The organism is Nocardiopsis coralli, assembly GCF_014892575.1.
GTDB lineage: Bacteria > Actinomycetota > Actinomycetes > Streptosporangiales > Streptosporangiaceae > Nocardiopsis > Nocardiopsis coralli.
In genome coordinates, this window is the sequence record NZ_JADBGI010000031.1 from 58,901 (window position 1) to 71,226 (window position 12,326).

14 protein-coding genes are annotated in these 12,326 nt (G+C 71.0%); 7 read left to right on the forward strand and 7 right to left on the reverse strand.

The annotated features are described in order from the left end of the window. The first annotated feature begins 18 nt into the window (after positions 1 to 18). The gene (locus IDM40_RS25210; protein ID WP_193124562.1) at positions 19 to 666 is read left to right on the forward strand and encodes a GyrI-like domain-containing protein; all 648 of its coding nucleotides are present in this window, start codon (positions 19 to 21) and stop codon (positions 664 to 666) included. 25 nt (positions 667 to 691) lie between these two features. Here IDM40_RS25210 and IDM40_RS25215 read toward each other — a convergent pair whose 3' ends face one another. After that, a complete protein-coding gene (locus IDM40_RS25215) occupies positions 692 to 2,698 on the reverse strand; it encodes a CPBP family glutamic-type intramembrane protease (RefSeq protein WP_193124563.1) in 2,007 nt (668 codons plus the stop codon). Between the two features lie 150 nt (positions 2,699 to 2,848). Here IDM40_RS25215 and IDM40_RS25220 point away from each other — a divergent pair, with 150 nt between their 5' ends. After that, positions 2,849 to 3,601, forward strand: coding sequence for a TetR/AcrR family transcriptional regulator (locus IDM40_RS25220; RefSeq protein WP_193124564.1), 753 nt, complete (start codon positions 2,849 to 2,851; stop codon positions 3,599 to 3,601). A gap of 344 nt (positions 3,602 to 3,945) precedes the next feature. Here IDM40_RS25220 and IDM40_RS25225 read toward each other — a convergent pair whose 3' ends face one another. From IDM40_RS25225 to IDM40_RS25235, 3 genes are all read right to left on the reverse strand, one after another. After that, positions 3,946 to 4,182: a hypothetical protein gene (locus IDM40_RS25225; protein WP_193124565.1), complete on the reverse strand. Its 237-nt coding sequence runs from the start codon at positions 4,180 to 4,182 to the stop codon at positions 3,946 to 3,948. 109 nt (positions 4,183 to 4,291) lie between these two features. Then, entirely contained in the window at positions 4,292 to 4,528 is a 237-nt protein-coding gene (locus tag IDM40_RS25230) for a hypothetical protein (RefSeq protein WP_193124566.1), read from the reverse strand. Between the two features lie 172 nt (positions 4,529 to 4,700). Then, positions 4,701 to 5,552, reverse strand: a complete 852-nt coding sequence (locus tag IDM40_RS25235) for a S1 family peptidase (RefSeq protein ID WP_193124567.1) — start codon at positions 5,550 to 5,552, stop codon at positions 4,701 to 4,703. Positions 5,553 to 5,920: 368 nt separating this feature from the next. Here IDM40_RS25235 and IDM40_RS25240 point away from each other — a divergent pair, with 368 nt between their 5' ends. The 3 genes from IDM40_RS25240 (at position 5,921) to IDM40_RS25250 (ending at position 8,390) form a co-directional block, all read left to right on the forward strand. Then, a complete protein-coding gene (locus IDM40_RS25240; protein WP_193124568.1) occupies positions 5,921 to 6,427 on the forward strand; it encodes a nitroreductase/quinone reductase family protein in 507 nt (168 codons plus the stop codon). Positions 6,428 to 6,814: 387 nt separating this feature from the next. After that, positions 6,815 to 7,849, forward strand: a complete 1,035-nt coding sequence (locus IDM40_RS25245; RefSeq protein ID WP_235997929.1) for an MBL fold metallo-hydrolase — start codon at positions 6,815 to 6,817, stop codon at positions 7,847 to 7,849. Between the two features lie 151 nt (positions 7,850 to 8,000). Then, positions 8,001 to 8,390, forward strand: coding sequence for a VOC family protein (locus IDM40_RS25250; RefSeq protein WP_193124569.1), 390 nt, complete (start codon positions 8,001 to 8,003; stop codon positions 8,388 to 8,390). A 47-nt stretch (positions 8,391 to 8,437) separates the two neighbouring features. On the opposite strand, the gene IDM40_RS25255 is transcribed toward IDM40_RS25250, so the two are convergent. Genes IDM40_RS25255 through IDM40_RS25265 form a run of 3 tightly spaced genes read right to left on the reverse strand, consistent with a single transcriptional unit; the run spans position 8,438 to position 10,379 of the window. Next, positions 8,438 to 8,860: an arsenate reductase ArsC gene (locus tag IDM40_RS25255; RefSeq protein WP_193124570.1), complete on the reverse strand. Its 423-nt coding sequence runs from the start codon at positions 8,858 to 8,860 to the stop codon at positions 8,438 to 8,440. Next, complete coding sequence (arsB, locus tag IDM40_RS25260; protein WP_193124571.1) at positions 8,857 to 9,951, reverse strand: ACR3 family arsenite efflux transporter; 1,095 nt, start codon at positions 9,949 to 9,951, stop codon at positions 8,857 to 8,859. Before arsB ends, IDM40_RS25255 begins: the two co-directional genes overlap by 4 nt. Next, the gene (locus IDM40_RS25265; RefSeq protein WP_193124572.1) at positions 9,948 to 10,379 is read right to left on the reverse strand and encodes an ArsR/SmtB family transcription factor; all 432 of its coding nucleotides are present in this window, start codon (positions 10,377 to 10,379) and stop codon (positions 9,948 to 9,950) included. Before IDM40_RS25265 ends, arsB begins: the two co-directional genes overlap by 4 nt. A 78-nt stretch (positions 10,380 to 10,457) precedes the next feature. On the opposite strand from IDM40_RS25265, the gene IDM40_RS25270 reads away from it, so the two are divergent. Both IDM40_RS25270 and IDM40_RS25275 read left to right on the forward strand, forming a co-directional pair. Continuing rightward, entirely contained in the window at positions 10,458 to 10,895 is a 438-nt protein-coding gene (locus IDM40_RS25270) for an ArsI/CadI family heavy metal resistance metalloenzyme (RefSeq protein ID WP_193124573.1), read from the forward strand. 213 nt (positions 10,896 to 11,108) lie between these two features. Further along, the gene (locus IDM40_RS25275; RefSeq protein WP_193124574.1) at positions 11,109 to 11,624 is read left to right on the forward strand and encodes a pyridoxamine 5'-phosphate oxidase family protein; all 516 of its coding nucleotides are present in this window, start codon (positions 11,109 to 11,111) and stop codon (positions 11,622 to 11,624) included. Positions 11,625 to 12,326 lie beyond the last annotated feature (702 nt).

Consider the following 12,326-nt stretch of genomic DNA (forward strand, 5'->3'; position numbering starts at 1 on the left):
ATCGAGTTCAGGTGCCGGATGAGCGAGAAGAACCCCAGGGGCGTGGCGGCCGACAAGGTCGACTTCAAGAAGACGCTCGACGCCTACCGGGCCGAGCGCGACACGTTCCGGATCCTCGACGTTCCCGCGACCCGATACCTCATGATCGACGGCCACGGCGACCCCAACACCTCACCCGCCTACGCCGAAGCGCTCCAGGCGCTCTACCCCGTCGCCTACAAGCTCAAGTTCGCCAGCAAACGCGAGCTCGGCCGCGACTACGTCGTCCCGCCCCTCGAAGGCCTCTGGTGGGCCGAGGACATGGACTCCTTCACCACCGCGCGCGACAAGTCCCGCTGGTCCTGGACGATGATGATCATGGTCCCCGACTGGATCGAACCCCCGATGGTCGACGCCGCCATCGAGCAGGCCGGCGCCAAGGACCGTCCCGCACGCCTGGACGAGGTCCGCCTGGACCACCTTGCCGAAGGGCGCTGCGTGCAGACACTCCACGTCGGTTCCTTCGACGACGAGGCCGGCGTACTGGCGCGCATGCACCACGAATTCATCCCCGACCAGGGGCTGCGCATGGTCGGCACGCACCACGAGGTCTACTTCAGCGACCCCCGCAAGGTCGCCCCGGAGAAGCTGCGAACGCTGCTCCGGCAGCCGCTCCGAACCGCGTAACCGGAAGGTTCCCTCGGCGCGGAGGTCAACGCTCGTCCGCGGTCGCGTAGCGGCGGGCGAGCGCGTGGAACGCCTCCTTCGGTTCCCAATGCCCGTCGTCCGGCGACAACCCCGTCTCCAACGCCGGCGGGCGCACGATCCCGAAGCTCGCCATGTCGCAGTCGCGCACCGGGTCCGGCGAGTACCGGCAATCCCCCTCGATGAACATGCACAGGAACGCCCCGTGCACCTCCTCCGTCTCGTACACGTCCAGCAGCCGCTCGACCATGTCCGCCTGCACACCCTCGTCGCGGACCAGCTTCCCCCGCACCTTCCGGTCGTCCAGGTCCCGCCAGTCCAGGACGTCAGCGCCGCCCCCGCCCTTGGTCTCCGCGCCCCGGTACGCGCAGCACCCGAACTCCGTGACCACCACGGGCTTGCCCCACCGCCGGAGGGAGCGCAGACCCTGCCGGTACGAGGTGCGCGTGATCTCGTCGAAGTAGTAATCCACCCCGACCAGGTCGAACAGGCTCCAGTCGACGGACTCCCAGGTCCCGGACCCGTACGTGAGCGGCCCGTCGAAGCGCGCCCGCGCCCCCTCGGCCAACCGGCGCAGCACCCGGTTCAGTCGCCGGTTGTAGTAGAAGGGCACCATCCCGAACACGTACATGGCCATCACACGGTGACCCATGTGGCGTCCGGGGATGATGCCGCGGTTGATCACGGTCAGTTCGCAGCCCACGTCGAGCACGATCCGGTCCGACGGGGCCTGCTCGTGGAGCCCCTCGGGTAGCCCCTCGCGCAGCCGTTGCGCCAGCTCGGCCGCGCGGTCGACGTGCTCGACCAGTTCGGCGAGCCCGGCGTCCAGCGAACGCGGCTGCAACCACACGTCCAGCCCGTGGTCCAGGGCCGAACGCGCCGCCTGCTCCATGCGCTCCAGGTCGTGGCCGAAGAGGGAGACCGCGGTGCAGTGCAGGTCCTCGCAGATCACCCGCATCTCCTCGTGCACCGCATCCGGGTTCCACCTCTCGCGTGAGTGCTGACCGGGCACGTAGCTGGAACCGACGTCGTACAGGATCCCGCGCACGGGCAGGGGCGTGCGGGGGTGTGCGCCGTCCTCCGCAGGGTCGCCGGGAGCGTCGGGGCCGCCGCGGGAACCGGTGGATCCGCGCAGGCCGGGCAGGTCGACGAGCCCGGGCCGCACAGCGAGCAGCACACGGACCGCAACGTAGGCCGCCAGCGCGCCGCCCATGCCGAGCGCAACGTTCCACACCTGGGCACCGGACACGAACACGAACCCGGCGCTGTCGAGCGCGATGGTGACACCGGTCAGCGCCGTGCGGGCGCCGATGCCGGCCCAGATCCCGCCCGAGGCCATCCGCAGGATCCCGAGGAAGAGGCCCAGCAGCGCCAGCCCGAGCAGATCCGCGCCGGTGCCGAGGGCCAGCGACGCCGAGACCGTGAACAGGGCCGCCTGCAGCAGGACGGTGACGAGCTGGGAGCAGTAGTGACCGAGCAGCCCCTGCACGTAACCGCGGAAGACCAGCTCCTCGGGCAGGATCTGCGCGCCCAGCATCAGCAGGGTCAGCAACAGAACGGTGCCGGCGGCGGAGAGCAGGGACGCGGGGCTCGTGGGCCCGGAGTCGAGGTCGGCGTTCCCGGTGAGCACGGCGGCGCCGACGACCAGCGCCATCGTCGCCCCGCAGGCCAGCGCGGCCGTCACCAGCGGCGGCCAGGCGCGGGCGGGCGTGCCCAGGCCGATCGAGCGGAGCGTGCGCCCAGCGGTGCGGCAGAGGATCCAGACCAGCGGAAGCACGAGCAGGAGCGCGGCGGCCGAGCGGAGCGCCAGGCCCGGAGGGTCGTCGGGGGAGCCGGGGTCACCGGGGTCACCGGGGGAGAGGGTTCCGGCGAGGGTGTGCGCGGCCGCGGTGATGAGGGTGAAGCCGAGGAGCAGGACCGCGATCCGGACGAGGTCGGCGCGTGGGGAGATGCGGGTCGTGCGTGGGTCGCGGGGTGCATGGGAGCTGCGGTCGGGGTGATCGTGCGGTTCCATGGGCGGCCTCCAAAACTCCGTACACCGTTCGATTAATGTAGAACGGTGTACGGAGTTTTGGCAAGCGGGCCCGTTGCACGAGGTCGGGGCCGGGGCCGAAGTGAACGAGGGGTCCGATGGGACCTGGGTCCGGCTCATGGAAGGAAACGCGTGGGCACCACACGCACGAGCATCGAAAAGACGTTGGACCTGCTCTGGGCCGGGCTCGGCCAACCCAAGCGCGGCCCCCGGCACCAGCTGACGGTGGAGCGTGTGGTCGGGGCCGCGATGGACGCCGTCGAGGCCGACGGGGTGGAGGCGCTGTCCATGCGCAAGGTCGCCGCGCGGCTGGGCGTGGGCGCCGCGACCCTGTACACCTACGTTCCGGACCGGTCCGCGCTGCTGGCGCTCATGGTCGAGGAGATGATCGGGCAGGCGCCGCTGCCGCACACCCGCCCCGGCACCTGGCGGGAGAAGGTCGAGACCTGGGCGCGCGAGGATCTGGAGTCGTTCCGGGCGCACCCTTGGCTGGTCGAGGTGACCGGGGGTGCCTACATCGGTCCCAACGGGTTCGCCTGGACGGACTCGGCGATCCGGGTCTTCGACGGCACGGGGCTCAGCGCGGAGGAGGCGATGGCGGCCGTGGATGCCGTCGACGGGCTGGTGCGGGGGCACGTGGCCAAGGTGGTGGCGGACGACCGGGCCGCGCGCTGGACCGACCCCGAGGGGCGCTCGTTCGCGACGGTCCAGGAGAGTTACCTGACTACGTACCGGATCGAGCCGGGGCGGTTCCCGGCCGTGGAACGGTTGGCCGATCCGCTGGGACCGGTCGAGGCCTTCGAGCGGGCGCTGGGGTGGCTGCTGGACGGGGTGGAGCAGCGGATCGCCGAGTGCGGAACCGGTGGGACAGACGGGGCTCGGTAGAGCCTGTGCGGGGCGGCCTGTGGGCGCTGGTGGTTGGTAGAGCCGGTATTCGGCGGGTCCCCCCAGGTTCGCGCGGCGTCGGCTGAGGAACCCGAGGGAACCTGAGATGACAGGGAACGTGCCCGTCGGCCGCCGTCGCGCGCGAAACGGAACCCTGCGCGTGCCGAACCTTCCTTGGGCCTCTCCCCGCACGTACCTCGGGTCCCACACCCGGGTACCTCGGCCGTCCGTGGTCATCGCCCGCCCCGGCTGCCCGCCCCGACACCATCCCCGCGTGCGCGGGGAGCATGTGCGAGTCCGTGACCTACTTCCGTGACCCATTGGGTCGGTCAGCTCGGGGCCGGTCAGCGCACCCAGACCTGCCAGGCCGAACCGTTCGGCTCACACTTGAACTCGGTGTAGTCGTGGTTGTTGTCCTCCTCGTGAACGTAAGAGTGCCCCTCACTCATGCACTGGTCGTAGTCGCCGAACCCGCCCGCCAGGTGCCAGTCCGCGGCGGACGCGGGGCTCGCCGCGAACGGCAGGGCCAGGGCGGCGGCCCCGACGGCGAGTCCACCGGCGATGCGCTGGGTCCAGGTCATGTGCTTCCTCCATTACGTGGGTTTCCGGGATCGGCCCGGTCGTGAACTTCTCGCTCGGTAGAACGCCCCGAGGCGTTGCCGGTCGCAGGGGTCATGTGTGTGCTGGGGGTCAGCGCACGTACAGGTTCCAGAACCGGTCGCCCTTCTCGCACTTGAACTCGGTGTAGTCGTGCAGGTCGCCGTTGTTGTTGATGTAGTCCTCGCCCTCGTCCATGCAGGTGGCGTGGCTGTTCCAGCCGCTGTCGAGTACCCAGTCGGATGCGGCCGCGGGGCTCGCCGCGAAGGGCAGGGCCATGGCCGCGGCCCCGACGGCGAATCCACCGGCGATGCGCTGGGTCCAGGTCATGTGCTTCCTCCAATACGTGGTTTCCATCGGGCTCTCCCCGTCCCCATTTCTCACGGGGAGAGGTGGTGGCGGCCGACCGTGGGTCCCGATCCCGCTGGGGTGGGCTCATCAGGGCCGGCCGGGTCTGTGTTCCGGTCAGGTCTGTGTTCCTGCCGGGGCGGCCCCGGCGGACCTACACCCCGTCACCCGCGACGGTCGACTCGACCCAGTCGGCGTGCGTGACCCCGTCGGTGAGCACCATCGGCCCGACACACTGCGGGTTCTCCTCGAAGTCACCGTCGCGGCTGACCACACCGACCAGCTCCCAGTCGCCCTCCTCGCCGCGCACGATCGGCCCGCCCGAGTCGGACATGCAGAGCTGAGCCTCCTCGGTGGGGTGCTCCGAGCACTGGTCGCTCTCCGGATCCATCTCCGCACACCGGTCCGCGGGCACGATTTCGGAATCGAGCTGCTGGAGCGTCGCGGGCTTGTCCGCCTCGCCGATCTCGTCGACCATGCCCCAGCCCATCGCCCGAACGGCATCGCCCGGCTCGGCGCGCTCCGCGGCGAGCTCGATCGGCTCCTCCTCCACGGGCGCGTCGAGCTTCAGTAGGGCGAGGTCGTTGCGCAGCAGGAACTGGGAGAACTCGTAGTCGGGGTCCTCGCTGACGTCCTCGGCCTCGAAGTCGGGGTGCTCCACCGCCTCGGCGACCCCGCGCTCGGTTCCGCCCTCGAACTGGTCGGTGCTGCCCACCCGCACGCTCATGTCGTCGACCATGACGCAGTGGGCGGCGGTGAGCACCCACTCCTCGTCGACCAACGCGCCCCCGCAGTAGTGGTTGCCCGAGTCGTCGTAGACGGCGGTCATGAACGAGTACGTCTCGGTGGCGTCCTCCCCGTTGATGACCGCGCCGGCCTGAACAGCAAGCGCGGTCGCTCCGAGGAACGCGCCGGCGCCGATCGCCCCGGCTGCCCCCACGAGGGCGGACGTGCGGCGGGGCCGGGCGTTGGCGGGCCGTGCGGGTGCCTTGGGGATGTCGAACATGCCGTTCCTTCCGTGCGTCCCGCGCGGTGTCGGTGGCCGGGACGCTGGGGTGGTGGGGTCTCGGGGGTGATGGGGTCCGCTGGGGGCCGGGCCGCTGTCGGGCTGACTGGCTGTCGGACTGTCGCTGGGCGGCCCCTTGCGGACACACACCAAGCTAGAAACCGGAAGGCGCCGGGACATCGGCCCCGGGAACGAACGGGAAGCCCGACGAACGTGGACTTCTGGGCGACCACGGGTGCGACGAAAGGCGGGGCGGCGCCGCCGGATCGTCGGTATTTCGGCCGACGCAGTGGGGGCGCTCGCCCACGTGGAATCGGCGCCGGGCGGTCCCGCACGGTGCTGGGCGTACCCGCGCCTAGCCTGAAGCCATGGGAGTACTGACCCCGCTCGCGGTCCGGATCGGTGCGCTCCCGTGGCTGCCGCGGTTCCTGCGCCAGATCACCTGGTGCGACCGGGTGTTGCAGCGAACCACGGGTGGACGCGTCGGGCTGCTCGACGTCGCGGGGCTGCCCAACGTGCTGCTCACCGTGCGGGGGAGAGTGAGCGGTCGGCTGCGGTCGACGCCGTTGCTGTGTGTGCGCGGGGGCGATCGCGGGGCGGGTGGACCGCGCTGGTTGATCGCAGGGTCCAGCTTTGGTTCCCCGTCCACGCCCGCATGGGTGCACAACCTCCGAGAGGCGTCGGTCGCGGAGATCAGCAAGGGGGCGTGGAGTGCGACGGTCGTGCCCGAAGAGCTGGGCTCGGACGAGCGCGCGCGGGCGTGGGACGAGTTGTGCGGGGTGTGGCCCAACTTCGAGGTGTACCGACGGCGCACGGAACGGGTCATCCCGGTGTTCCGGTTGGTTCCGGCTGACTCCGGACGGCGGGATTGGTGAGACAGGAGAGGACGGTTGGGCCGGCGGGAACGGCGAGAGGTGAGCGCCCGAGATCGCGAGCTCCGCGCCCCCACCACCAACCGCGCCGCCGTGTGGCCCGTGCATGCGGGGATGCGTTCGCGGCCCCTTCCTGTGCCGGAGTATTCGGGGGGTGTGCGAGATGAACGCCGGGCGCTACAGCTAGTGTCCGCTGGAAAGCCTTACGGCAGGGCGGATGTCGCGTCGCCTGTTGGCGACCGGCGCCGACGACTGACGTCGGCTCATACCGGTCGGCCGTGGTCGAGGTTGGTCGGCACCGACTGGCGCCGATGGCACCGGACGGTCGGGACTGGGTGGCACTGGTCGGCACCGGCGGGCACCCCGGTGCCGGGAACAGGAGGGCAGAGCATGGGCACGAACTCCGCGGGCCAAGGCCAGGGCCACGGGGCCAGGCATGACCACGGCGAAGGCCAGGGCCACGGTGACGGGCACAGGCCCGCGGCCGACACCGCCGGCGGCTCCGGCCCGGCCCCGTCCCCGGCCTACACCGTGGCGCGGTACGGCGGGGTCGACGTGCTCGTCGGCGGCGACCGCGGCGCCTACCCGTACGGCAACTCCCTGCTCGTGCGGGGTCGCGGCACGCGCGGAACCTCCGGTTCCTCGTCCACCCTCGTCATCGACCCGTCGCTCGCGCTCGCCGACACCGCCCCACCGGCAGACACAGTCCTCGTCAGCCACGGCCACGAGGACCACATCGCCGGGCTCGGCAACTACGACGTCCCCGTCCACGCGCACACCAAGGACGTCGACGCCGTGCGCTCCCGCGAGGCCCTCGTCGCAGGCTCCGGGCTCCCGCCCGAGGAGGCCCGGGCCGCGGACGACATGATGCGCGAAGAGTTCCACATCGAAGGCCACCCCGACGTCACCGGGTTCGAGGACGGAACCGTCTTCGACCTCGGCGGCCGCACCGTGACCGCCGTGCACCTGCCCGGCCACACCCCGGGCCACAGCGGGTTCCTGATCGAACCCGACGGCTTCTTCTTCGTCGCCGACATCGACCTCACCTCCTTCGGCCCCTACTACGGCGACGTCGGCAGCAACCTCCCGGACTTCGAAGCCTCCATGGCGCGCTGCCGGGAGATCGACGCACGCTGGTACGGCACCGGACACCAGAAGGGCGTCATCGAGGGCGCCGACGAGTTCCGGCGCCGCCTCGCCGCCTACGCCGACGTGGTCCAGCAGCGCGAGGACAAGCTCCTCGCCTTCCTCTCCGAACCCCGCACCCTCGACCGGATCGCCGCGCACCGGCTGGTCTACCGCCCCCACGTCGAAGGCGTGCTCGTCAGGACGGTGGAACTGCGCACCGCTGAACGCCACCTGAACAGGCTGCTGGGGGAGGGGCGCGCCGAGGAAGTGGAACCGGGGCTGTTCCGCGCGGTCTAGCCGGCGGGCACGGTCCGGCCGGGCAGGGCCGGGAAAAGAACTTGTCCCTGGATCGGGCCCTCAGCTACGTTTCCCGGGTCGATACCTCCGGACAGCCGCACGCTTCCGCGCGCCCTGTCCGGCACCCCCCGAACGGAGAGAAGGTCCGTCCATGGCATGTCGCATCGGTGAGATCGTGCTCGGCTGCCGCGACCCCGAGGTCCTGGCACGGTTCTGGTGCGAGGTCCTGGACTTCGTCGTGCTCGGCAAGGAGGGCGAGGGCGACGACTACGCGCTGGAGATCGGCCCGCGCGAGGGCTTCGGCGGTCCGCAGCCGACCATCATCCTCAGCAAGCGGGACGAGCCGGAGCCCGGAAAGTCGCGCCTGCACATCGACGTCAACGCGACCGACCGCGACCAGGACGCCGAGCTCGACCGGCTCCTGGAGATCGGGGCGCGCCCGGCCGACATCGGCCAGACCGGCGACGAGAACTGGCACGTGCTCGCCGACCCGGAGGGCAACGAGTTCTGCCTGCTCAGGGCCCGGATCCCGCAGCTGTGACCACCCCGAGGTGGGCCGGCCCCGAAGGCCGGCCCACCGGCGGGCTCTCACACGAGTTCCGCGAGGAGCTCCTCCACGTGGTGCCGGATCCGGTCGCGGATCGGCCGCACCGCCTCCACGCCCTGCCCCGCCGGGTCGGGCAGCACCCAGTCGAGGTAGCGCTTGCCGGGGAAGAACGGGCACGCGTCGCCGCACCCCATCGTGATCAGCACGTCCGAGGCCTGTACCGCGTCCTCGGTGAGCACCTTCGGGCCGTTGGCGGAGATGTCGATCCCGACCTCCGCCATCGCCTCCACGACCGCCGGGTTCACCGCGTCGGCCGGGGCCGAACCCGCCGAGCGCACGCGCACGCGCCCCGCCGCCAGGTGTTCCAGGAACGCCGCCGCCATCTGGGAACGCCCCGCGTTGTGCACGCACACGAACAGCACCTGCGGTAGCTCGTCGGGTGCTTCGGGAACGTGCTGTGTCATCGTGCCTCCTGTGTGACCTCGTCCTCCGGGGGGAACCACCGCCGCGCGGCCAGCGCCACGTAGACCAGCGCGATCAGCACCGGAACCTCGATCAGCGGCCCCACGACCCCGGCCAGGGCCTGCCCCGACGTGGCGCCGAACGAGGCGATGGCCACCGCGATCGCGAGCTCGAAGTTGTTGCCGGCCGCCGTGAACGCCAGCGTGACCGAGCGCGGGTACCCCATGCCGAGCGCGCGGCCCAGCGCCAGGGTTCCGGCCCACATGAGCACGAAGTAGATGAGCAGCGGTAGCGCGATCCGGGCCACGTCCCAGGGACGCGAGGTGATCGCCTCGCCCTGGAGCGCGAACAGCATCACGATGGTGAACAGCAGCCCGTACAGGCCCCACGGCCCGAGCCTGGGCAGCAGCCGGGTCTCGTACCACTCGCGCCCGCGGGCCCGCTCGCCCAGGCGGCGCGTGAGGTAGCCGGCCAGCAGCGGGACCCCGAGGAAGACGAGCACCGAGACGGAGATGTCGACGAACGACACGTCCAGCGCCGCTTGTTCCAGGCCCAACCATCCGGGCAGCACCGACAGGTAGAACCAGCCCAGCACCCCGAACATGACCACCTGGAACAGGGAGTTCAGGGCGACCAGCACCGCCGCTGCCTCGCGGTCGCCGCACGCGAGGTCGTTCCAGACGATGACCATCGCGATGCAGCGGGCCAGCCCGACGATGATCAGCCCGGTGCGGTACTCGGGCAGGTCGGGCAGGAAGATCCACGCGAGCGCGAACATGACCGCCGGGCCGGCCAGCCAGTTGACGGCCAGAGAGGTGATGAGCAGACGCCGGTCGCCGGTGACCGTTCCGAGCCTGTCGTAGCGCACCTTGGCCAGCGGCGGGAACATCATCACCAGCAGCCCCACCGCGATGGGCAGGGACACCCCGGCGATCCCGACCTGGGAGAGCGCTTCACCGACCCCGGGCACCAGGCGTCCCAGGGCGAGGCCGCCGGCCATGGCGAGCAGGATCCACAGGGTCAGGAACCGGTCGAGGGACGACAGACGGCCGACGACGCCCGCGTCCGCGGGGGCGGAGACGGGGGCGCTCACGTCTGTGCCGGGTGGTCGGTGCACGGTGCGCTGTCGGCGCCGTCGTTGCAGGCCGTGTCGCCGGAGGGGATGCGGGTCAGGATCGAGGCCAGGCGGTCGGTCGTCTCCGGCAGCAGGCGGTAGTAGACCCAGGTGCCGCGGCGTTCGGAGGCGATGAGACCGGCCTCGCGCAGGAGCTTCAGGTGGTGCGAGATGGTCGGCTGCGACACGTCGAACGCGGGCGTCAGGTGGCACACGCAGACCTCGCCGCCGCCGTTGTGGGACGCGATCATCGACAGCAGCCGGAGGCGCACCGGGTCCCCGAGGGCCTTGAAGACGCGGGCGTACTCGACCGCCTCGGCCTCTTCCGGCGGTGAGGACAGCAGGCGGGGGCAGCAGCCGTCCGCGGCAGCACGGGGGTCGGGTTCCCCGCTCCTTTGATTCGACATGCGTCTATATTGACAATCTTCGATCCAGGGCGCAACCTTGCATCGACGGATATCGATACAAGCCCTTCGGAGGGTCTCATGTCCCGTGTGCAGCTCGCGCTCAACGTCGCCGACCTCGATGCGTCGGTGGCCTTCTACTCCACGCTCTTCGGTGTCGAACCCGCCAAGCGCCGGCCGGGTTACGCGAATTTCGCCGTCGCGGAGCCCCCGCTCAAGCTGGTCCTCATCGAGGGCGAGCCGGGGCAGGAGACCCGGCTGGACCACCTGGGCGTCGAGGTGGGGGCCATCGACCAGGTGGACGCCGCCGCCCAGCGGTTCAAGGACTCCGGGATGGCCACCTTCGAGGAGAACGACACCGAGTGCTGCTACGCCGTGCAGGACAAGGTGTGGGTGCACGGCCCGGGCAAGGAGCCGTGGGAGGTCTACGTGGTCAAGGGCGACAGCGACCGGAGTGGGGTCGAAGGGGAAGCCGGGGTGAACGGTGTGCCCGGCCTGAAGGAGGCGTTCGAGGCGTAGCGGGTTCTCGGGTCTCCCGGGGCTCTCGGGGCGGCGCCTGCTGCGTTCGCGCGGTCACCGGGCCGCCGCCCCGGGTGTGCGCATGAGAGCGCCGGAGCCTCCCGGGGAACAACAGTCCCCGGGGCCACTTCTTGCGCCCCGGGCCGACGCCGGGTCCCGGTCGATCCCGGTTCCCGGCCGGCCCACCGGAACCCGGAACAGGGGGAACACGCCATGGCATCCGCCGACACCGACATCGTCGCCGTACTCCAGCACCCCACGTCGCAGGACCTGCTCGCGAACTCCATCGCCCGCCTGGCCTACGTGGCCCCGGACGGCACCCCGCGGGTGGTGCCCATCGGGTTCCTGTGGAACGGCTCGACCGTGGTCATGTGCACGTCGACCAACGCGCCCAAGGTGCGGTCCCTGGGCGCCGACCCGCACGTCGCGCTGACCATCGACACCATCGAGTTCCCGCCGAAGATCCTGCTCCTGCGCGGGACCGTCGAGCTCGACACCGTCGACGGGATCCCCGCGGAGTACCTCGCGATGAACAGCGACCAGATGATGGTCCCGGAGCAGCGGCAGGCCTGGGAGGTCGAGGTGCGCTCGCTCTACAAGCAGATGGTGCGCATCGTGATGACCCCGACCTGGGCCAAGCTCATCGACTTCGAGGGAACCCTGCCCACGGCGGTGGAGGAGCTGGTGCGGGAGCGCGACGAGCGCGAGCAGCGCGAGGCGGGTGAGTAAGGCGGGGCGGGTGGGTAGCGCGAGGCGGGCGAGTAAGGCGGGGCGGGTGAGTAAGGCGGGGCGGACGAGTAAGGCGGGGCGGGTGAGTAACGCGAGGCGGACGAGTATCGGCCGGGAGCGTCTACGCCCTGCGCCGGGACTGAGCATTCTCGGAAAAGTCCGGGGTGGGGGTGGGTTCCGAGGTGCAGGTGGGGTGTTCTGTGGTGTTGCCTCGGGGGTGGCGGTTCGTCGGGGCCGGGATCATAGCCCGGCCGGGCCTGCACGCAACCCACGTCGGCGCCACCCCCGACAGTTCGGGTCTGGTTGAACGTGTGAGCGTTCTTGGGGTTGCTCGCGGCGCCTCGGGGTGTGCGTTCCGGCCCTGTTCGCCGGGCTGACCCGACCCGCATCGACGAACCCCCCTCACCCCCCGAGGCCCCCGCCAGCCCAAAGGAACGGGTCCAAGAGCCAACGGCAACTGCCCACCCCCTGGGGTGCTTCATTGCGACCAACGGTCCAGGTGTGGGGGCGGTGGCTCGCTCCTGCGACGGCACAAGCAACGGCAACGGCACAAGCACGCCCCGCACGCTCCCGGCAGGGCATTGAGGCAGGGGGTGACACGCGTGCGCGCGGCCTCCCGGGCCCCGCGCGCTCCCGGCGGAGCATTGAGTGTCGGGGGTGGCAGGTGTGCGGTGGCCGGGTTGGGGATTCTCCAATCCGTAC